20 protein-coding genes and 1 tRNA gene are annotated in these 21,190 nt (G+C 59.7%); 7 read left to right on the forward strand and 14 right to left on the reverse strand.

Annotated features, from left to right (window positions below):
- Positions 1-35 precede the first annotated feature (35 nt).
- The 6 genes from I6E56_RS01095 to I6E56_RS01120 are packed head-to-tail and all read right to left on the reverse strand — an operon-like array spanning position 36 to position 5,065.
- The gene (locus tag I6E56_RS01095) at positions 36-383 is read right to left on the reverse strand and encodes a hypothetical protein (RefSeq protein WP_197135497.1); all 348 of its coding nucleotides are present in this window, start codon (positions 381-383) and stop codon (positions 36-38) included.
- Entirely contained in the window at positions 383-1,375 is a 993-nt protein-coding gene (locus I6E56_RS01100; protein WP_197135498.1) for a YafY family protein, read from the reverse strand. The genes I6E56_RS01095 and I6E56_RS01100 overlap by 1 nt, the downstream gene beginning before the upstream one ends.
- Positions 1,368-2,351, reverse strand: a complete 984-nt coding sequence (locus I6E56_RS01105) for a YafY family protein (RefSeq protein ID WP_197135499.1) — start codon at positions 2,349-2,351, stop codon at positions 1,368-1,370. The genes I6E56_RS01100 and I6E56_RS01105 overlap by 8 nt, the downstream gene beginning before the upstream one ends.
- 47 nt (positions 2,352-2,398) lie before the next feature.
- The gene (locus I6E56_RS01110; RefSeq protein WP_231606201.1) at positions 2,399-3,388 is read right to left on the reverse strand and encodes an FKBP-type peptidyl-prolyl cis-trans isomerase; all 990 of its coding nucleotides are present in this window, start codon (positions 3,386-3,388) and stop codon (positions 2,399-2,401) included.
- A 22-nt stretch (positions 3,389-3,410) separates the two neighbouring features.
- Positions 3,411-4,397: a tRNA (adenine-N1)-methyltransferase gene (locus I6E56_RS01115; RefSeq protein ID WP_197135500.1), complete on the reverse strand. Its 987-nt coding sequence runs from the start codon at positions 4,395-4,397 to the stop codon at positions 3,411-3,413.
- Positions 4,394-5,065 carry an HAD family phosphatase gene (locus I6E56_RS01120; protein ID WP_307842712.1) on the reverse strand — a complete coding sequence of 224 codons (672 nt, stop codon included), beginning with the start codon at positions 5,063-5,065 and terminating at the stop codon, positions 4,394-4,396. The genes I6E56_RS01115 and I6E56_RS01120 overlap by 4 nt, the downstream gene beginning before the upstream one ends.
- 64 nt (positions 5,066-5,129) lie before the next feature.
- On the opposite strand from I6E56_RS01120, the gene I6E56_RS01125 reads away from it, so the two are divergent.
- Entirely contained in the window at positions 5,130-6,065 is a 936-nt protein-coding gene (locus tag I6E56_RS01125) for a proteasome assembly chaperone family protein (RefSeq protein ID WP_197105594.1), read from the forward strand.
- A 95-nt stretch (positions 6,066-6,160) separates the two neighbouring features.
- Here the strand turns inward: I6E56_RS01125 and I6E56_RS01130 are convergent, their stop codons facing one another.
- Together I6E56_RS01130 and I6E56_RS01135 are read right to left on the reverse strand one after the other, a co-directional pair.
- Positions 6,161-7,012, reverse strand: a complete 852-nt coding sequence (locus I6E56_RS01130) for an undecaprenyl-diphosphate phosphatase (protein ID WP_197135501.1) — start codon at positions 7,010-7,012, stop codon at positions 6,161-6,163.
- Between the two features lie 24 nt (positions 7,013-7,036).
- Entirely contained in the window at positions 7,037-8,368 is a 1,332-nt protein-coding gene (locus I6E56_RS01135; RefSeq protein WP_197135502.1) for a M20/M25/M40 family metallo-hydrolase, read from the reverse strand.
- Positions 8,369-8,520: 152 nt separating this feature from the next.
- Between I6E56_RS01135 and I6E56_RS01140 the strand changes: the two genes are divergently transcribed.
- Positions 8,521-8,604: transfer RNA gene (locus tag I6E56_RS01140), tRNA-Leu, on the forward strand.
- Between the two features lie 145 nt (positions 8,605-8,749).
- Here the strand turns inward: I6E56_RS01140 and I6E56_RS01145 are convergent.
- Positions 8,750-10,510, reverse strand: a complete 1,761-nt coding sequence (locus I6E56_RS01145) for a pyruvate dehydrogenase (RefSeq protein WP_197135503.1) — start codon at positions 10,508-10,510, stop codon at positions 8,750-8,752.
- Between the two features lie 175 nt (positions 10,511-10,685).
- Here I6E56_RS01145 and I6E56_RS01150 point away from each other — a divergent pair, with 175 nt between their 5' ends.
- From I6E56_RS01150 to I6E56_RS01160, 3 genes are all read left to right on the forward strand, one after another.
- Positions 10,686-11,252 (forward strand): PadR family transcriptional regulator, encoded by a 567-nt coding sequence (locus I6E56_RS01150; RefSeq protein ID WP_197135504.1) that lies wholly within the window; start codon positions 10,686-10,688, stop codon positions 11,250-11,252.
- Between the two features lie 37 nt (positions 11,253-11,289).
- Positions 11,290-12,990, forward strand: a complete 1,701-nt coding sequence (locus I6E56_RS01155; RefSeq protein WP_197135505.1) for an AarF/ABC1/UbiB kinase family protein — start codon at positions 11,290-11,292, stop codon at positions 12,988-12,990.
- A gap of 283 nt (positions 12,991-13,273) precedes the next feature.
- Positions 13,274-14,737: a SulP family inorganic anion transporter gene (locus I6E56_RS01160; protein WP_197135506.1), complete on the forward strand. Its 1,464-nt coding sequence runs from the start codon at positions 13,274-13,276 to the stop codon at positions 14,735-14,737.
- Positions 14,738-14,817: 80 nt separating this feature from the next.
- On the opposite strand, the gene I6E56_RS01165 is transcribed toward I6E56_RS01160, so the two are convergent.
- From I6E56_RS01165 to I6E56_RS01175, 3 genes are all read right to left on the reverse strand, one after another.
- Complete coding sequence (locus tag I6E56_RS01165) at positions 14,818-15,534, reverse strand: endonuclease/exonuclease/phosphatase family protein (RefSeq protein ID WP_197137972.1); 717 nt, start codon at positions 15,532-15,534, stop codon at positions 14,818-14,820.
- Positions 15,535-15,572: 38 nt separating this feature from the next.
- Positions 15,573-16,841, reverse strand: coding sequence for an APC family permease (locus I6E56_RS01170; protein ID WP_197135507.1), 1,269 nt, complete (start codon positions 16,839-16,841; stop codon positions 15,573-15,575).
- A gap of 101 nt (positions 16,842-16,942) precedes the next feature.
- Positions 16,943-17,881 carry a DnaJ domain-containing protein gene (locus tag I6E56_RS01175; protein WP_197135508.1) on the reverse strand — a complete coding sequence of 313 codons (939 nt, stop codon included), beginning with the start codon at positions 17,879-17,881 and terminating at the stop codon, positions 16,943-16,945.
- A 122-nt stretch (positions 17,882-18,003) separates the two neighbouring features.
- Here I6E56_RS01175 and I6E56_RS01180 point away from each other — a divergent pair, with 122 nt between their 5' ends.
- Positions 18,004-18,489: a glutathione peroxidase gene (locus tag I6E56_RS01180; protein WP_197135509.1), complete on the forward strand. Its 486-nt coding sequence runs from the start codon at positions 18,004-18,006 to the stop codon at positions 18,487-18,489.
- An 11-nt stretch (positions 18,490-18,500) separates the two neighbouring features.
- Positions 18,501-18,785, forward strand: coding sequence for a GNAT family N-acetyltransferase (locus I6E56_RS01185; RefSeq protein ID WP_197135510.1), 285 nt, complete (start codon positions 18,501-18,503; stop codon positions 18,783-18,785).
- Positions 18,786-18,833: 48 nt separating this feature from the next.
- Here I6E56_RS01185 and I6E56_RS01190 read toward each other — a convergent pair whose 3' ends face one another.
- Entirely contained in the window at positions 18,834-20,405 is a 1,572-nt protein-coding gene (locus tag I6E56_RS01190) for a transporter (RefSeq protein ID WP_197135511.1), read from the reverse strand.
- Complete coding sequence (locus tag I6E56_RS01195) at positions 20,387-21,160, reverse strand: ABC transporter ATP-binding protein (protein ID WP_197135512.1); 774 nt, start codon at positions 21,158-21,160, stop codon at positions 20,387-20,389. The genes I6E56_RS01190 and I6E56_RS01195 overlap by 19 nt, the downstream gene beginning before the upstream one ends.
- Positions 21,161-21,190 lie beyond the last annotated feature (30 nt).

Below are 21,190 nucleotides of genomic sequence, written 5' to 3' on the forward strand. Positions count from 1 at the left end.
ATCAGAATCAGGCCCGCTGCAAAAACCCACCCCACCTACGACCACTCCTTGGGCCATTGCATTGCGGACGCGTCGCGAGTGGTGATCGACTTGGCGCGAGTGATGCGGCGTTCGTGTCGAGCGAGTTTCAGGTCAGCTCGATGGCGCTTTTGGGCTTCGTGGCGATCGCGAATCTCGGCCATGTCGGTGAGAATCGCGATTTGGGGTTTGCTGAGTTTCTCTGACTCGACATCCAGCATCGACGTCTTATCAACGACATCCGAAAGATCTTTCATGAGAACCATTGCCTTGCGGAACAGAACCCACGCAATTACGCCAAGCATGACGATCAAGATGAGCACGAGTCCTACCCAAATGAGCAGCCAACCCCACCATGCAATCATCACGACACCTGTCGCGGTTCTGCATAGAGGTCTGCCCCGGCCTGAGCCCAGCAGGCAACGGCACGGCGTGCTTCGTCGGGAGCCACGACCGTCACAACGCCGGGAAGGCCAGCGATGAGCCGCTTGAGGCCGTGAAAATGGGGAACACGAACCACCGTCTGCACGCGATTGCCCGCCGGTACGAGAACCGCATCTTCGCTGACGTAGTCACCAAGAAGGCCGATGGCGCTACGAGCCACCTCGACGGTGACTTCAATGTCTTCGGCGGAGGTATCAAAGAGTGTTTCTGGCAGGTTCACGTCACCGGCGGTGTGCGTAATGGCTTCGGTCGTCATTGCCGGATTCGAGATGCGGTCTAAGCGGAAGGTGCGCACATCTTCACGTGAGTGACACCAGCCGCGGACGTACCAGTCCGCGTCCACTGATTCGACCCGCAGCGGATCAATACGGCGTCGCTCAGATTCGCCGCGCGAGTTGCGGTAATCGAACTCGATCTGGGTTCCCGCCGCAACAGACTCGCGGATGAGGGCGAGCGTCTCATCGAGAGCATTCGACTCCACTGCGACAGCCGTTGGCTGCGCAGACGCGCCCCGTGACAGCTTCGAGGTGAGAGTCGCGATAGCTGCGCGATCGGCGTGCTCAGGCAGGCTAGAGAGGTATTGCAAGCCCGCGATGAGGGCAGAAGCTTCGCGCGCAGAAAAACGCGGTGTGTCATCGATAGCGACGAGATGGGTCAACACGATTTGATCGTTGTCTTCGAAGTCATCCCACGCGATATCGAAAAGATCGCCCGCCTGATACGTGGCGGTATCTCCAGGGATGCCCGAGACGGCGATGAGCCGCACAGCGTCGCGAATCTGTTGCTCGGGCACGCCAAAGTGATGGGCGGTCTCGGCGACGCTGACGCGGTCACGGTCCATGAGAAATGGCACGAGAGCGAGCAAGAAGACCAGCTTGTCTTGGGCGCGCAGCGGCGGAATTTTCTTAACCATGGTCTGCCACCGTTCTCGTGAGTCGCTCAATAACTGCGGATCGCAGAGTCGGCGGAGATAGCGCAACGACCTCGGGGCCGAAGCTGGCGAGTTCATCAGCCATGATGTTGATATCAGTGAAGTTGACTTCGAGCACGCAATCGGGATGCATAACTGCTCCACGTCGCTTACCCAGACGCGTTGCAGCGTCGGTGCCAGGTTCCACCCGCAACATGGCGACATTGGACTGCCAGACTTGCTCGAGCCCTGACAGCGCCTGAGCGGCAGCATCATCCGTGACGTAGTCAAACGTTTTCTTGCTGCGCTGGATATCGCTCACGATGCGCCGTAAGAGGAATGTTTTGAACTGATCCGTTTCAGGGTCTTTCGCGTAGAGATGCCAGCGGCCCTGATGCTGCACGAGCGCAAGCGGCGCTACCAATCGAGTGGTCGAGGACTGCTCCCCCGGCTTCAGGTATTCGAAGCTGACCAGCACCCGACGATCCATTGCCTCGCGCAGCGGCTCAAACGATTCGTCACGCACCCGCAATTGAGGTGCATAGCTCAAGACGGGTTCAGCGGTCTCAATGCCCAACGAACGCAGTTTCACCATGGCACGGCGCGAACCCTCTGACAGCGAGCCCTCTCGCCACACCATTGCTGCGAGGCCGAGAAGAGTGGATTCCTCCGCCGAAAACTTGATGTCCTCAGGAAGTTCGTAATCGACACGAGGGATGCGATACCGAAGATTTTGATTATTGCCCGCCTGTTCGGGAGGCTCAATCGTTTCTAGCGGAACACCGAGCTCACGAATATCGTCCTTATCGCGCTCAAACTGGCGTTCTAGGTTCGCGTTATCCCCCGAGTGCACGAAGCGTTGGCGATAACCCTGCACCGTCGACAAGATCTCACTCTTCGTGAGTCCATTTTCAGTAGAGAGCAACGCCAGAACGAGGCTAAAGAGCCGTTCTTCGTTGGGAACTTTTGGTGCTGGCACGAGTCAAATCCTATGTCTCTGACACCCGGCCGTGTCGTGGGTTGCGGTTACTGCTCTTGGATTCCGAGAATGTCGAAGACGAAGACGAGGGTGGCACCGCTCGTAACGCCCGTCGGTAGAGCATCGGCAGCGAAGCCGACATCCGCCGGCAGGACTATGAGCACCTGCGAGCCAACAGTTTGACCGATGAGCGCTTCTGTGAGTCCAGGCGGAAGTCCGGTATCGGAAGTTTCCGTGCTCTCGATGAGGAAGGTTCCGGGAACGCCCGAATCTTCCCAACTGTTAGTGAAAGTAGAGTCAGCACCCCACTCGATTCCGCTGACATGCATCACTGCGGCGTCGCCTTCGGCAAGAGTCTCGCCTGAACCGACCTTCAGCGCCGTCACCATGAGTTCAGTCGGAGCCTCGCTAGTGGAGAACGTGAAGCCAGGCTGACCGTTCGGGGCCAGTACTACAGACGGGAATCCGGCAGGTGCGAGCTTGCTCGCTCCATCAGCCTTGCCCGCGTAACGGCTTTCGACGTCGCTTACCATCACGATGGTGTCGTCATCAGCTAGCGGGAGCTGGTTCTGTTCAATATTCTCGGTGCCCAGAATGTCGCCTGCCGTGCCCGTGGTGATGATGCGCGAACCGACGGTGGAACACTGGGCAATGTCGCCGAAGTGCGGTGCACCCTCGGTGACGGACACGCGCAGCCCGGAGCTGTCGTGCCCGGTGGAGATGAGCTGTTCGCCGGTTTCGCCGCTGTAAATCGTGATCTGGAGGGTCGTGATGTCTCCCGCGCCGACCGTGTCGCCATCGCCCTCGATGAGGAGCTCATTTTCGACGTCAGTCGAGATGAGAGGAGTGGGGAACTCTGCTTCCGGGTCGGCGCTGAGATCGCCAGAAGCGGTCACCAACGCGGAATTGGAGCCAGAAGAATAGGCGGGAGTGCAGGCATCGATAATCGACGGACCATTGGCACAGCCGGCCAACGAGACAACAACTCCGGCGCTGAGGGCCACCACTGCAAACTTGCGCACAAACACTCTTTTCATCGTCACAGACATCGCCAACACTCTACCGGTCAGAAGACCCGGCCTGAGCCGCGGCCTTCGCTTCGCGTGCCGTCTTGCGGAGACGTTTAGCACTGGCGCTACGTTCACCGAGCGCTCCAGGAGTCCAGACTTCGACATCCTCGTCTTTGAAGTCCGTCTTCGACGCGCGGCGCTTGAGCTCGGGCAACACGGATCCCGGCGCAAGGCGGCGGGCCGTCATGAGGAAACCCGTGTGAGCGACCATGCGGTGATCAGGGCGAACGGCAAGCCCCTCGACGTGCCAGCCGCGCACCATTGTTTCGTTGGAATCTGGCTCCGTGAAGAGGCCTGTCGCGCGGATCGCCTCAGCCACACGAGAAAGCTGAGTGACCGTCGCTATGTAGCAGAGCAACACTCCGCCGGGAGTGAGGGCGTCGGCGCACTCTTCGATGCACTCCCACGGTGCGAGCATGTCAAGTACAACGCGGTCAACGGAACCAGCTTCAACGGATGCCGGCAATTGCTCCTGCAGGTCGCCAACTGTGACCGTCCAGTTTGTGGGTTTCGCACCCAAGAACGTCTCAACGTTCGATTGAGCGATCTCAGAGAACTCTTCACGGCGCTCGAAGGAGTTCAACTGCCCACTCGCGCCGATAGCGCGCAGCAACCACAGGGAGAGCGCACCGGAGCCGACACCGGCTTCTACAACGTGAGCGCCAGGGAAGATATCGGCTTGACCGATGATTTGGGCGGCGTCCTTGGGGTAAATAATTGCGGCACCGCGCGGCATCGACATAACGAAATCGGTGAGCAGTGGGCGCATCGCCAAATACTCGATGTCATTGGTGCTGACGACAACGCTGGCATCCGGCTGACCGATGATCACGTCGTGGCTGAGCACGCCACGGTGAGTGTGGAACGCTCCCCCGACTTCGAGCGTCACAGTGTTGAGACGGCCCTTGGGGCCCGTGAGTTGTACACGATCCCCTTCACGGAAGGGGCCGCTCTGTCGTCGGAATACGTCGCTCATCGCGTGGTCACCTTTGTGTGCAGTTCGGAGAGATGGTTCAGGGTGCGGCCGTCGAGTGTCGGCCAGAGTGCGTGGGTCTTGTCTTCGGGGATGTCGACCATAAACGGAACACCAATGACGGTAGCGCCGGATGCAAACGCCGAGGTGGCGCCGGGAGGTGAATCCTCGATAGCAACACAGTCGGTGATCGCAACGCCAAGTGCTGCCGCGCCCGCGAGGTAGGCCTCGGGGTGGGGTTTAGGATTCTCGACATCGTCACCAGAAATGACGGCATCAAAGCCGTGGAAACCCAGGTTCTCGACGACGTGATGCGCCATCCGCCCAATCGACATCGTGACGATCGCAGTGGGCACACCAGCCGTGCGTAGCTCGCGAAGAAGTTCGCGAGCTCCGGGGCGCCACGGAATTCCCGACTCCTTGAGTTGAGCCATCACGCTGTCAGTGAGACGGTCGACGATCGTGGCAGCATCGAGAGTTACGCCTCTGCTTTGCATCACGCGGGCGGACTCGAAAAGTCCATTGCCAACGCACTCCATCGCATCGTCATGCGTCCACGAACCGCCAAACGATTCGATAAGGATGGTTTCCGCAGAAATCCAGTACGGTTCGGAGTTGATGAGGGTGCCGTCCATGTCCCACAGGACGGCCGCCGGAGTGGAGTGAGTCACAACGCACCATCGTAGTTCTATCCTTGGGTGAAGAACATTCCTGCCACGCACCACAAGGAGACCAGTGACTAACACCCCATTTGCGAACGGACGACTCCTCGTCGTCGCCTTCGAGGGGTGGAACGACGCCGGTGAAGCAGCGAGCGGCGCAGTGCGATCGCTCAAAGAGCAGCTCGACGTGTATCCCATCTCAGAAGTCGATCCCGAAGAATACTTCGACTACCAGTTCAACCGTCCAGTGCTCTCACACGACGACGACGGCAACCGCGTCATGACGTGGCCATCAGTAACGATGTACGGCCCGTCTCGCCCCAACGCCGAGCGCCCCGAAAGCATCGCCGCTGATGCCGAACTGCAGTTGAGCGCCAACAATCAGTCGAATATCTACCTCTTGCTCGGCACAGAACCATCCCGCTCCTGGAAAGCATTCACCCGCGACATTCTGGAGACGGTGGTCGACAACGGCATCTCCTCGATCGTGTTCCTCGGAGCGATGTTGGCCGATGTGCCCCACACTCGCCCCATTTCGGTCTTCACGTCGAGCGAAAATTCTGCCGTTCGCACCGCACTAGACATCGAGCGCAGCAGCTACGAGGGCCCAGTGGGCATCCTGTCGGTACTCGGTCAGGCAGCGGAAGCTAGCGGGATCACGACAATGTCGATCTGGGCATCCGTTCCGCACTATGTGCACAACGCGCCATCGCCGAAAGCGACCCTCGCTCTCATCGACAAGCTCGAAGAAATCGTGGATGTTGTGATCCCCCGCGGCGATCTCGTGACTGAGGCAACCGACTGGGAGACCGGTATTGACGCTCTCGCCGGCGAAGATGACGACATGTCGTCGTACATCGAGCAGCTCGAACGAGCGCGAGACACGGTCGATTCTCCATCGGCCAGCGGTGAAGCAATCGCTCAAGAGTTCGAAAAGTACTTGCGGAGCGGCGACGACAAACCGGATCCGGGTGCCGCGGGCGACGAGCCTTGGCGTGGCAAGGACTAAGCACGCCACTGCTGGCGTGATCGCGATGTCGCTTTAGCAAGCGCGAACGTGTTAGCTAGCGCGAACGCTTGAAGCGTCTAAAACGCCAGAGACGGCTAGACCGGCTGAATCACGTCGAGCGACAGCAGAACGTAGAGCGTCACGCCCAGAACCACCCGGTAGATCACAAACGGCAGGAACGAACGCTTTTCGATGTAGCGCATGAGCGCTGCGATCACGACATAGCCGACGAAAAACGCAATCACTGTGGCGACAGCCGTCTCTGCGTACGTGAAGACCTGCTCGGGTTCGCCGAAACTGTGCACGAGCTCGTAGAGTCCGCTGCCGAAAACGGCAGGGATTGCCAGCAGAAAGCCAAATCGTGCCGCAGCAGGGCGCGTGTATCCGAGCGCAAGGCCGGCTGTCATTGTCGACCCCGACCGTGAGACGCCAGGTACCAAAGCGAGCATTTGGGCGAGACCGATCGTGATGCCGTGGCCGTAGCTCATGTCTTCGAGAGCGCGCGTGCGCTTGCCGAGGTAGTCAGCGATCCCCAAGATGATGCCGAACACGATCAAGACGGTTGCCACCAACCACAGCGAACGGAACGTCGAACGGATGTACTCCTGCGCGAAATAGCCCACGAGCACAATGGGGATCGTGCCGATGATAACGAGCCACCCGAGCCGGACATCCGGATGATTCCGATCGATCTTTTCGCCGTGGGAGCCATGAGGCTTGCGAAACTGCTGAAACCAACGCGTCAGAATGCGAGCGATATCTTTGCGGAAAAAGAGGATTACGGCGAGCTCGGTACCCAACTGGGTGATTGCCGTGAATGTGGCGCCCGGGTCGCTGGCAGAGGGCAAAAACTCGCCCATAATGCGCAAATGGGCACTCGAGGAGATCGGAAGAAACTCCGTGAGACCCTGAACAAGCCCGAGAATTATGGCCTCGATGAACCCCATGGAACGCTCCCGTTTAGGTAAGAACTAGTACTTGAGAAGCAGGTCTCCCAAGACCTGCCTGCCAAAGACTAGTGCGTCCAACGGCACCCGTTCGTCAACGCCGTGGAACATTCCCGGGAAGTCGATCTCGGGCGGCAATTGCAGCGGGGCGAAACCATAGCCGGTGATGTCGAGAAGCTTGAGGGCTTTGTTGTCGGTGCCGCCCGACATCAGGTACGGCAGAACAGGTGCCCCCGGATCGAAGACACCGAGGCTTTCGACCATCGCATCGACCAACGGGCCATCGAAACTCGTTTCGAGGCCGATGTCGCGGTGCATCATCTCGATCTCGATCTCATCGGGCAGAAGTGCACGCACTTGCGCGAGCACCGCATCCTCTTCACCGGGAAGAGTGCGGATGTCGACAAGTGCTTCAGCGACGTCAGGAATAACGTTGTGCTTGTAGCCGGCCTTCAGCAGCGTCGGGTTGCTCGTCGTACGCAACGTCGCCTGCAGGAACCCGGATGCGGTACCGGTAGCCAGGATCAACTGATCGGGACCGACCTCTTCTGGATCGATCTTGAGAATGCGAGAGAGCTCAGAGATGAGCAGCTTCGTGGTGTCGGTGAGATGCACTGGCCACTCTTGGCGGCCAAGGATCGCGATAGCTTCAGCGAGCTTCGTGACAGCGTTGTCGCTGATAACCCGTGAGCCGTGGGCGGCCATGCCGCGCGCGGTGAGCTTGATCCACATAAGAGCCTTTTCGCCCGTCTGCAGCAGGTAAGCGCGTTGGCCCTGGAGGTCCACCGAGTAGCCACCGACCTCACTGATGGCTTCGGTTGCTCCCGCAAAAATTTCGGGGTGCTTCTTGACCATGAAGTGCGAACCGTATTCGCCGCCATTTTCTTCGTCAGCGAAGAAGGCGATCGTGAGGTCGCGAGCGGGACGCTTGCCGGCCCCCAGAATGTCGCCGAGTGCCGTGATGATCATGGCATCCATGTTTTTCATGTCGACGGCTCCGCGGCCCCAGAGCAGGCCGTCGCGGATGATGCCTCCGAACGGATCTACTGACCAGTTCTTGGGATCAGCAGGCACGACATCCGTGTGGCCATGCAAAATCAGTGCGGGGCGCTCTTTCGCGTGCGGCGCAGAAGACGCGGTGTCGTAGCTGCCTTCCACCTTGGCAATGACTGTCGTGCGGCCGGTGGCAGCATCGAAGTATTGAGTGGTCAGGCCCATCTCTTCAAGCAACGCACCCAAATATTCGGCTGCATCAGTCTCGCCGTTCGATCGACCCTCCCCGTAGTTGGAAGTGTCGAAACGGATGAGATCTTGCGCAATGCGGGCTGTGCGCTCGAGTTCTGGCTCAGAAGTCATAACTCCACGCTAGCCGTCTCCCCAGTAAATATCTGCACGCCACGGCATACCCGAAACGGGACTCGCGCTGGTGGTTGTTCAGGGCGTCATTTGGTGCTCAAAAAGGATGCTATTCTCTTATCTCGGCGGTGCTCTTGTAGCGCCGCAGATGCGCGCGGATGGCGGAATTGGTAGACGCGCTAGCTTGAGGTGCTAGTGCCCGAAAGGGCGTGGGGGTTCAAGTCCCCCTTCGCGCACAGCGAGGTGTCGTAAGACATCGAAATAGCTCGGATCCATGTTTATGGGTCCGAGCTATTTTTTTGCCCTCGGCCGATTGAACGGCGAGAACGCTCGCCTGCAGGAGTCCCTGTGAACTCCGGCAGGCGTCGCTTGGGCTGGGTGCTACAGGGCGCCCGGGAGTAACCGAATGTTGCTTTTTGCGAGTTTTACAGCCTCGCCCGCTCCCCCGTTCATGACCACTTTCGACATCGCGAGTGCGAAACCGCGGGCCATTTCTCCGGTGATGGTTGGCGGTAGTGACAGCGCAAGCGGATCAGTGACGAGGTCGACAAGTGCTGGCCCATCGTGGGCGAGCGCCGCTTCAAGTGCCGAGTGGATGTCGGTGGGCTTTTCTACCCGTTGCCCAAAGATTCCGAGCGCGTTCGCTACCGCCGCGAAGTCAACCGAGGGAACGTCCACCCCGAAGTCGGGAAATCCGTCAACAAGCATCTCAACCTTGACCATGCCCAGGGTTGAGTTGTTGAAGACGATGATTTTTACGGGGAGCTTGTTCGCGGCGACGGTAATCAATTCGCCCATCAACATCGACAGTCCACCGTCACCGCACATGGCGATCACCTGCCGGTCAGGATGACTCGTTTGGGCGCCAACGGCCTGTGGGAGTGCGTTAGCCATTGAGCCATGTAGAAACGAGCCAATGAGGCGGCGCTGGCCATTGGGGTTGATGTAGCGGGCCTGCCACACGTTGCACATACCCGTGTCAGCCGTGAAGATCGCGTTTTCACTAGCGAGATCGTCAAGCAGCGATGCGGCGAATTCAGGATGAATCGGAATCTTCTTCTCGACGTTCTTGGCATAGGCGTCAACCACGCTATTCAGCAGGCGGTGATGACGTTTGAGAGTCTTCTCCAGAAAGCTCCTGTTGGTGCGGTTCGTGATCAACGGTGTCACTGCGGCGATGGTGGCTGCCACGTCGCCGTGAACAGGGATCTCAACGTTGGTGCGTCGCCCTAAGTGCTCTGCCTTCGTGTCGATTTGGGCAATTCGTTCGTGTGAGCCGTCTGGCAAGAATTGTTCGTAGGGGAAGTCGGTGCCGAGCAAGATGAGGAGATCGGCATCGTGGATGCCATCGTGTGCGGCGCCGTAGCCCAACATCCCCGTCATCCCGACGTCGAACGGGTTGTCGTACTGAATCCACTCTTTGCCGCGGAGGGTGTGGCCGATCGGAGCGGCTAGTAGATCGGCGAAGGCTACGACCTCGTCGTGGGCGCCTGCGACACCTGCTCCGGCGAAGATAGCGACTCGCTCGGAGGAGTTGATGGCCTCAGCGAGGGCTGCCACATCGGTAGCAGCAGGAGCCAAGACCGGAATGCCCGGGCGAGCCAACTGTGGAGCGCTGCCCACAGAGTCGAGCCCGGCGATGTCTCCGGGAAGCGTGATGACGGAAACTCCACCCAAGCTAATCGAGTGGCGAAGAGCGGAGTTCACTACCCTAGGCGCTTGTGCTGCGGTGGAAATGAGTTCGCGATAATTCGAACACTCAACGAAAAGGCGATCGGGGTGGGTTTCTTGGAAGTATTCGCTGCCGATTTCAGCCGAGGGAATCTGGCTTGCGATGGCCAGCACCGGGGCACCGCTGCGGTGCGCATCAAAAAGCCCATTGATGAGGTGAAGGTTGCCTGGTCCGCAGCTGCCAGCGCAGACTGCAAGTTCACCGGTCAATTGTGCTTCGGCGCTGGCGGCGAACGCGGCGGCCTCTTCGTTGCGTACGTGAATCCAGTCGATGCCGCCTTTGGCGGACCCTCCGGTGCGTCTCACGGCGTCAACAATAGGGTTGAGGCTGTCGCCCGCAATCCCGTAAATGCGCCTGACGCCTGCGTGTTGTAGTTGGCCGATGAGTTGGTCTGAGACGGTAGCTGCCATGACCCCAGTTAACTCCCCCAGTCTGCACGAACACAGCGAACTGGTTCCATCGTCGTTGCGCGGTGATGTGGTTGCTGCGGGTTAGCTGAAATTCCTGACGACAAGATTTTAACGATGTATCGTTGAGTATCGGCGAGGCCGCTCGTGCCCCGCATCCACCGACTGGAGGATCAGCATGAATAACTCATTCGGAACAAGTGGCCGAGATTCTCGCCGCCCGTTCGCAGACGCTTTCGACCACGCAGGCAAAGGGCTCTGGGATGCACTCGATAACGTGCGCTCAGAATTCGAACGTCGCGTAGTTCCCCGTATGGGCCGCGGAGACGTTCGGGTCGCCATACTTTCCCTCCTCGCTGAGGAATCGATGCACGGCTACCAAATCATCCGAGAAATCGACAAGCGCAGTAACGGCGCCTGGAAGCCGAGCCCCGGCTCCGTCTACCCCACCCTTCAGCTGCTCGCCGACGAAGGGCTCATCGAAGCTCACGAAGCCGATGGCAAGAAGACCTACACGCTCACTGAAAAGGGACACGACGAAGCCCAAGCTGGTCGCCCTGCACCGTGGGAGAATTCCGAAGCAAAAGACTCGTCACGCCCGACCGCGCTCCCCCACGCTGCCGCAAAATTGGCGGAAGCAGTCGTGCCGCTAATGCGTACCGGAAACCCGGAACAGGTAGAGGAAGCCATCAGCGTCATCGACGATGCGCGTCGTAAGCTTTACGCCATCCTCGCCCAAGACTGAGCGGACAAGCCGGCCACATCGGCACTAGGGAGATTTGATGACCGACACTCGACAGCTGCGCGCCCGCTACCGTCGGATCCTGCGTTTTGCTGCCCGGTACATGGTCCTCGAATGGTGGTTCGAACTTGTTCTGCCCCGCTTCGGGCTCGAACGCGTTGCTGCTCGACGTCGGCTCGTGCGAGCAGCCCGCATCGCTCGTAGTTTTCACGGTCTTGCTGTAGATCTTGGCGGGCTCATGATCAAGGTCGGGCAATTTATGTCGTCCCGCCTCGATGTGCTGCCGAGCGAAATCACTCGAGAACTTGAAGGACTTCAGGATGAGGTTCCCGCAGTTGACTTCGCCCTCATTCGCGAAAGCGTTGAGAGAGAACTCGGCATGCCCCTTGAGCGTGCGTATGAGTACTTCGACCCAACTCCCGTTGCCGCGGCATCCTTCGGTCAGGTCCACCGAGCGCGGCTGACAGTCAGCGACGCGGTGGATGTTGGATTCTCCGCTGTCGTTGTGAAGGTTCAGCGGCCAGGCATCGCCGACATCATCACCGTCGACCTCGCAGCTCTGCGCCGCGTCGCAAGTTGGCTTAACCGGGTTCGCTTCATCTCCCGACGCGTCGACTTGCCGGCACTTCTCGAAGAATTCGCGATCATTAGCCTGCGCGAGATCGACTACCTCAACGAGGGAAGCAACGCGGAACGCTTCGCTGAAAACTTCGCTGATGACCCCCGCATAGACGCTCCTGAGGTCGTCTGGGAGCGCTCAACGCGCCGCATTCTGACTCTGGCCGACGCGACCGCTATCAAGATCAACGACCACGCGAAGCTGGTCGCGGCCGGAATCGACCCCGCAGAAGTCGCCGACGAGTTGTCGCGCGCGATGTTTGAGCAGCTCTTCATGCACCGGTTCTTTCACGCCGACCCGCATCCGGGAAACATCTTCGTGACGCCGGCGGATCCTGATCGCGCCGACCAATCCACGCGGGAGTGGACACTGACCTTTATTGACTTCGGGATGATGGGCGACGTTCCCGAAAACCTCAGCCGCGGTCTTCAGCGCCTCATCATCGCCGCAGCGGCGAGGGATGCCCCCGGCCTTGTCGCGAGCGTGCGGGATATGGGCATCCTGCTCCGGAGCGCCGAAAGCGCGCCTCTTGAACGTGCCTTGGGGGAACTGTTCGATCGCTTCGGCGGTATGGGCTTCAGCGAACTCCAACAGGTAGACCCCCAGGAGTTTCGCGCCTTTGGCAATGAGTTCAGCGAAGTCGTGCGCACGATGCCGTTTCAACTGCCCGAAAACTTTTTGCTGATCATCCGCGCCGTCTCGGTAACCTCCGGAGTCGCCAGCGACTTGAATTCCAGTTACAACGTCTGGACTGCCATCGAGCCGTTCGCCGCGAGACTAGCCCGCGACGAAGGCGGTGGAACCGTGAAGGAGCTCGCGAAACAAGCTCTGTCATCCGCCGGCCTGATTCTGCGGCTTCCGCAGCAACTTGAGAGCGTTGCAACTCTCATGCAACGCGGTCAGCTCGCAGTCGAAACGCCCGGTGCAGATAAGCGTCTTCGCGTGATTGAACTTTTGGTGCGCCGCCTGATCTCCGCGGTGCTCTTTACGGCCCTGCTTATCGGGGGAATTCTGGTGCGGGACACGGATCCGACCATCGGCCTCGTGCTTATCATCGGATCGGCACTCCCCCTGGCGCACGTGTTGTTTGCGGGCGTTGTAAACCGTAACCGACTGTTCTAACGGAGCCGCGACAGAGCCGCACAGGCTGAGAGTCGCCCATGAATCTGCATGATCGGCTATCGTGGACGAGGACTCAGACACACCTACTGTCGTCCGTTCTCGTTTGACCAGATCATCTCTGGTCTATTGCCAGCACTGTCGCAGGCAATGAGCCGTGCACACATGCACTTAGGCTCCTCACTCTTTTCACCGCCACGCGGCCGCGTGGCACAGTCCGCAGGAGAATCTCATCGCCATTGCCCAAGCCCCCAAATCAAACCGGTACCGCGCAGAACCGTCAGTAATGACGGCGCTTCGCACGCCGCGAATCCTCACCAGAGAGGTCTTGGCCGGCTTGGTCGTTGCTCTCGCACTGATCCCCGAAGCAATCTCGTTCTCGATCATTGCCGGAGTCGATCCGCGAGTCGGGCTCTTCTCATCATTCGTGATGGCAGTCTCAATCGCCTTCCTCGGCGGGCGCCCCGCGATGATCACGGCGGCTACCGGAGCGATTGCACTCGTCATCGCCCCCGTTGCCCGCGAATACGGCATGGACTACCTCATTGCGACCGTAATCCTTGGCGGGCTACTGCAAGTGTTCCTCGGCGTGATTGGCGTGGCCAAGCTCATGCGCTTTATTCCGCGCAGCGTGATGCTCGGCTTCGTGAACTCGCTGGCGATCTTAATTTTCATGGCGCAACTCGAGCACCTCTTCGACGTGCCGTGGATGGTGTATCCACTGGTAGGTGCTGGGCTGCTCATTATGGTGCTGATGCCCCGATTCACGAAGGTAATTCCCGCTCCGCTCGTCGCTATCGTGCTCCTGACAATCATCACGGTCACGATGGCGATTGCTGTGCCCACTGTTGGCGACCAGGGCGAACTCCCCCGCAGTCTCCCCGAGCTCTTCATCCCGAACGTTCCGCTGACACTAGAGACTCTCCAAATCATTGGCCCGTTCGCGATTGCCATGGCTCTCGTAGGGCTTCTCGAGTCGCTTCTCACAGCCAAGCTCGTCGATGACATCACAGACACCCACTCGCGCAAGACGCGCGAAGCGTGGGGTCAGGGTGTTGCGAACGTCCTTTCCGGGCTGTTCGGCGGAATGGGTGGCTGCGCGATGATCGGCCAGACAATGATCAACGTGAAGGCATCGGGAGCTCGCACCCGCATCTCGACCTTCCTCGCGGGTATCTTCCTGCTCATCCTTGTCGTCGTTTTGGGTGACGTGGTGGCCATTATTCCGATGGCCGCGCTCGTGGCAGTCATGGTTATCGTCGCAATCTCGACATTCAACTGGCACAGCATCCGCTGGTCGACGCTCAAGCGCATGCCCAAGAGCGAGACGACCGTCATGGTGACAACCGTTGCTGTGGTCGTGGCAACGGAGAACCTCGCAATTGGCGTGCTAGTCGGCGTCATTGTTGCGATGGTTGCTTTTGCCCGCCGTGTTGCGCATTTCGCGACGGTCGAGCGCACGTTGCCAGAAGACGAGGCAGTGCCCACCGCCTACTACCGGGTCAACGGAGAACTGTTCTTTGCATCGAGCAACGACCTGACCACGCAGTTCGAGTACACCGACGATCCCGACCGCATCATCATCGATATGTCGAACTCCCACATTTGGGATGCATCGACGGTAGCGGCCCTGGATGCCATTACGACGAAGTACGAGCGTCTAGACAAGCGCGTTGTTCTTATCGGTATGAATGAGGCCAGCCAGTACATGCACGAGCGTCTGGCCGGAAACCTCGGCGAAGAAGGCTAACGACAGTTCGCTGAACATGATGAGGGCCCGTTACGCCATGGCGTAACGGGCCCTCATCATGTGCCGAGGAGCGCGGAGCGTTAGCTCGCGAGCGGCTCAGCCGACATCGTTGACCGGTGTTTGCTCTCGGCGCCGTATGACGCGGTGACCAAGATGGGCAAGTGGTCGGAGACTCCCCGTCGCAGCGTCTCAACGCCCTCGATCGTGAACCCCTGCGACGTGACGAAGTCGAAGTGTCCGCGGAAAAACTTATAGTTCGTGTACGTGGTGCGGTCGCTCAGCGACAAGTCGTACCCTGTCTGCTTCACACGCTGCGTGAGACCGTCTTTGAACATCGGGTAGTTGTAGTCACCGACCATGAGAATGGGCGACCCTGACCCGAGGGTGTGGAGCATTTCGTGCGCCGCCTTGATTTGGTTGCGGCGCAGTGAATTGAGCGCGGTCAACGGAGCAGCGTGAAACGAGGCCACAATCATGTCCTCGTCAGTCTTACGATCAACAAGATGAGTGCCCACTAGGCGCTCAGGCGTGGGAGTAAAAATGCGGTCGTGCAGAGATTTCTTGAGCTCGAACGATTGGCTAGCGCGGTGCTCGTAGCGATCGCGACGGTAGTAGACGGCAAGGCCGAGCCGATTGTTTTTGGTGGAGTCTGCCAAGTGCAGCTCGCCAATCTCGGTGGGCAGCTGAGAAGAGATGACCTCTTGAAGGCAGAGCACATCTAAATCAGGGGTCTGAGCGAGCGCATCAAGTTCGATGGCGGCCTTGTGCTTGCGAAGGTTGTAGCTAATTACGCGAATCACGAACCTATTTACCTCTTTCTTAAGAGAGAATCAGCCTACGCGCCATGGTCAGAAAGTATGCGAGATTGGCGGTTGGAGAGCAAACGTACAGGAATCCCGATGATCAGGACTACGACTCCAACCACGAGCCCCGCAACCGGAACCGTGACGACTAGAGCGAGACACGCAAGTGCCCCGATGACATTGAAAGCCCGCGGAATACGACGCTGTTTCGCCGGCTGAGTAAATGCGGCAACGTTCGCCACAGAGTAATACAGCAGAACGCCGAAGGACGAGAAGGCGATCGCTCCTCGCAGATCCGCGATGAGTACGACAACGATCACAACGCCCGAGAGAACCAACTCCGCGCGGTGAGGCACCCTGAAACGCGGGTGCACCGCATCGAGCCACTGCGGCAGATCAGAGTTGCGCGCCATGGCGAGCGTCGTGCGACCGATACCGGCCATCAACGCGAGCAGAGCACCCAACGCTGCAACGCCCGCCGTGAGCGAGATGAGTCCGGTGGCCCAGCCCCATCCGGATGCAACAAGAAGATCAGCGATGGGCGCTTGCGAGGCTGCTAGAGATTCTGGACCAAGAACCGACAGCATCGTGATCGCCACAACCAAGTAGAGCCCTGCCGTGACAGCTAAGGCGATCATGATGGCCTGCGGAATGGCGCGGCTCGGATTGGTGACTTCCTCGCCGAGCGTGGCAATTCGGGCGTAACCGGCGAAGGCAAAGAAGAGAATGCCTGCTGACTGCAGGATGCCGTACGCATCCATGCTGTGAGCAAACGAGATTTGCACCGGCTGCACCACGGGTGAGGCGGCAACAGCGATCAGTACTCCGACGAGTACCACGAGTACAAAGACCACGATCAGTTTGGTCGCCGCTGCTGTGCGGGTGACCCCGAGTAGGTTTATTGCGGTGAGGACAACGACGCCGAGAACCGCGACGGGTTTTTCCCATCCGACCGGTGCGACGTAGGCGGCGAAAACGAGGGCCATAGCGGCACAGCTGGCCGTCTTGCCAACGACAAATGACCAGCCTGCGAGGTAGCCCCACCAGGGTCCCAAGAGCTCACGACCGTAGACGTAGGTGCCGCCCGCAACGGGATACACCGCTGCCAGCTGAGCACTTGCAGCCGCATTGCACCACGCGACTATCGCTGCGATACCCAAACCAATCAGAAGACCGGCGCCTGCTGCCTGAGCTGCGGGAACGAACGCAGCAAATACCCCGGCGCCAATCATTGAGCCCAGACCGATGAGCGTCGCATCGGTTGTGGTCAATCGCCGAGCAAGCATGGCGTTCGTGTTCACAACTTCACCCTACTCCCGTGGTGAATGCTGTCAGCGGCGTGCAACTCCTGCGGTGGGTGAACGCTCGGTGTCGGCCAGTGAAACACTGACCTAGTAGTTCGCTATTCGACGAAGCGGATGCCGTTCGATACTCGAGTACGAACGTCAAAGAGTTCGTTGCCGCCAATTTGGCGTCCGCGGCTCGACTCGGGGCCGGTACGAAGTAGATGCGCGAGCACACTCTGACGCACGACAACAGCGGGTTGCCCCTTCACTGTGCCGAGCGATTCTTGTGGCTGAGCGAGCGCGTCATCGGGCACCACGATCACGAAGCACGTGAAATTCACTTTCAGCTGCCGACTGAGGGTTTTAGCGCGCGAGGCAAGTTCGTGCATGGGTTTCTCGGGCTGAACGGCTGGACCGATGAGTTCACCGCGCCGCACTTTCACTCGTCCACCGAAGTCTTCGGAGAGGATCGCGTAGAGACCGGTCGGGCCGAGCACAACGTGATCGATCTTGCGCTCGGGCGGGCCGGTCGAGACATCGTGCCAAATGGTGAAGCCAATTCCGAGAGCACTCACGGTGCGCGCGGTTGCTTCTTCGGCAAGGGCGTCGGCAAGAGTTCGGCGAATCTCCCGCGGAGCACTCCGCACGAGTGCGGGATCGTACGGGTCGTCAAGAGAGACGCCCCGGCCTGCCCATTCACGCATGCCAGCGAGGAAGCGCTCTCGGCGCCAGCCTCCTGGATGACCGTGGGTGCGGGCGCGCGGGCGCGAGTCTTCTCGCGATGGTGCTGAGCCGCGCGACGAGAACGAGGAAGAACTCCCTGTGGCAGAGCGCGAGTGCGAAGCAGAGCCGGCATCGTAGCTTCGCCGCTTCTCTGGGGTTCCAACACGCTCCCAGGCATCCTGAACGGCGGCAAATCGAGTGGGGTCTCCCCCGGTGTCGGGATGCGTCTCTCGTAGCGCCCGCCGAAATGCTTTCTTCAGCTCAGACTCCGATGCCGACGCCTCAACACCAAGCACCTCGTACGCGCTTGCTGACAGGGGGCTATCCGGCATGAACTCACTTTCGGTGAACCGCACGAATGCGGAAGTGGGGAAACTCCCATGCTACCGATCCTCGCTGGCAACATTCGGAATGTCGTCGGCGCGCGTCCAGACTGCAGGCGTAGTTTTGAGAAGTGACCGAACTTAGAGACATCCCCCTCACCACTATTGACGGCAGCCAGACAACGCTGGCGGATTATCACGACAAAGTGGTGCTCATTGTTAACGTTGCATCGCGCTGTGGTTTGTCGCCGCAGTACGAGCAGTTGGAGCAACTACAGAAGACATATGGCGATCGTGGTTTCACTGTCTTGGGATTTCCCAGCAACCAGTTCTTGCAGGAGCTGAGCTCTGAAGAAGCGATTGCGGAATACTGCTCTACGACCTGGGGCGTCACGTTCCCCATGTTTGAGAAGGTCAAGCTGAACGGCAAGTCAGCCCACCCCTTGTACGCCGAACTCAAGAAGACCGCGGATGGCTCGGGTAAGGCCGGCCGAGTCGCGTGGAACTTTGAAAAGTTTCTCGTCACGCCCGGCAACGATGTCACTCGTTTTCGCCCGACGGTGGTTCCGGATGACCCGGCCATCGTTGGTGCTATCGAAGCGGCGCTTCCGGCCTAGGCTAGAGAGTTATGGCTACAGAATTTCTGCATGAGAAGGATGCTGCGCGCTACGTCATGAAAGTGGATGGCGCGCTCGTTGCGGTTGCGGACTATCGCACCAACGGATCGTCTATCTCTTTCAACCACACATATACTCAGCCTGCCCACCGCGGCAAGGGCTACGCTGCCCAGCTTGTGAAGTTCGCGATGGATGATGTTGAAGCGAATTCGGCGTTGCGCGTGCTGCCCATGTGTTGGTACGTCTCCGATTGGTTTGAAGCCAACCCCCAACGGGCTGAGCTGCTCACGCGCTAACCTGCCAGGTAACCCTCCGGAGGTGTGGCCGCCCAGCGTGATGGGTTGCTACTTCTGACGCTGAAGTTGCACGAGCATCTCTGGCCCGTTGTCATCGAGCAGCTTTCCGCCCCAGCGCACCCCAATGATCAGCAGAGTGCCTCCCAGTACGAGTGCGACGGCGAGAGAAATCCAGCCGAGTGACTGGTTGAACGTTGCGAAGCCGATAATGGCGAGCACCATTTCGGGAAGAGCCAAGAGCGCCAAGGCTGTCCACGATGCGAACATCGAGAGCATAAGGGTGAATCCCCCGCCGGGGCGGGACTTGAATGGATTGTCTCCGGGAGCGGGCACAGCAAAAGCGAATCGCCCGGAAACAAGCGAAGACAGTGCCAGGCCGGTTAAGAAGAGGCCTAGCGAGATGCCGAGCATCCCGACCAGCCTCTCCCAGCTATCACTGACCCAAACGCTCGCGACGGTCAGGATGATCGTCGTGGGCAGCGCAAAAACGCTCACAGCAATGACCCTGCCCCAACGGTCGGCGCGACCGCTGACACCGGATTGTAAGTGGAGGCTAAACGCTGTGTTGTCGTAGGACACATCGGTGTAGATCGACATCCCCAGCAGCACAGCAACGATGGGGCCGACGAAGAGCAGGCCGCTGAGATCGCCACTTGCCCCGCTATAGAAGAAGACGATTGCGGGCACGAGCGGCACGCTAATGAGCGACTGTGCGTAGCGGGGGTCCCGGGCCCAATACGTGAGGGCGCGGGCGGCCACGGCACCCGTGGGGGTGCCCGAGAAGACGGAGAACCAGCCGAGTCCGTGTTGAGTGCGACTGAACGACGTCGAAGTTGCGGGGCGTTCCAGTGCGCGATCCAGAGCCCAGCGCCACACTGCGGTCGCAGCGACGAGGGTCCCGATGCCGATGGCAGCGTGCAGCGCCGCTGCGCCCGGACGACCGACAGCGAGGTCGCCAGGAACGGCCCAAATCGCCCCGAACGGCGTCCACGCGACAACGTCGGCGATCACCGGAAGCACGGTTTGAAGCTCACGAAACAGAGTGGAGAGAGCAAGGATCGCCGGACCGAGCAGCAAGAGCGGAATCAACACGAGCACAGTCTTTGCTTCGCGAGCTCGACGACCAGACGACATCCGCACGGTGAGCGCAGCGAGCATCCGCGATCCCACGACACACGTGAGCGCCCCAATCACCGCGCACAGCAGAGCGACGATCGCGATGAGGGGCGTCTGCCACCACACGAGCCCCGTCGCCAGAGCGGCCAGAGTAGTGATGATTCCCGGTACCCCAAGAACACCACTGACGGCGAGAGCCAGCAGCAACGTGTTGATGGGGATAGGGAAGGTCGCTAGGCGTGCCGGGTCTACCGTCTCGTCGATGCCCGAACTCAGCAGCGGTAGGAACGTCCATCCCAGCACCAAGATGGCGCCGCCAACGACGCTGACAGTGCGGCCAAGGCTGTCGGGCGCCGAACTGAGAAAGAGGAGCCCCACCACAACGAGGAATAGCGTGAACAGGCCGTACACCGTGCCGAGCACGACGGCGACCGCCTGCCAAGGGCTCCGCGTGAGCGCGTTGGCAAGGAGTCGAAAACGCAGCCTTACGAGATGCGCAACCACTCGGGGCCCTTTCCATGACGCCGTCCACCGACGAGCTCCACAAAGCGGTCTTCGAGCGTTGAGGTGCCGCGCACTTCATCTGTTGTTCCGGATGCCAGTACCCGACCGTCCGCGATTACGGCAACGTGGTCGCACATGCGCTGCACGAGATCCATGGCGTGGCTGGAAACGATGACGGTTCCGCCAGATTCGACGAAGCCATGCAAAATGTCGCGGATGTTGGCGCCAGATACCGGGTCAACAGATTCGAAAGGTTCGTCGAGCACGAGCAATTGCGGAGCGTGAATGAGCGCGCAGGCGAGGGCAATTTTCTTAGTCATGCCGGCGGAGTAATCGACGACGAGAGTGCCGCTCACGGCATCGAGGTCGAACAGCTCGAGGAGGTCGGCCGCGCGTTCGGCGACGACAGCACGGTCCATGCCACTCAAGAGGCCCGCATAGGTCACCAGCTGAAGGCCGGTCAGGCGGTCAAAGAGCCGGACCCCGTCGCTTAAGACGCCAATGCGCCTCTTCGCCTCGACAAGGTTGCTCCAGACGTCAAGGCCGTGCACAGAAACTGTGCCAGCATCCGGCCGGAGAAGGCCGGTTGCCATCGAGAGCGTCGTGGTCTTGCCTGCACCATTAGGGCCGACGAGGCCGAAGAATGAGCCTCGCGGAACCGTAAGGTCGACGGCGTTGACAGCGAGTTTCTCGCCAAAACGCTTGGTCAATCCGCTGATTTCAAGCGCAGGAACGAGAGTGGGGTTTTCGGGCACGGTACTACCCTAAAACCGAATCGTGCTCAA

It is taken from the genome of Salinibacterium sp. NK8237 (assembly GCF_015864955.1).
Classification (GTDB): Bacteria; Actinomycetota; Actinomycetes; order Actinomycetales; family Microbacteriaceae; genus Rhodoglobus.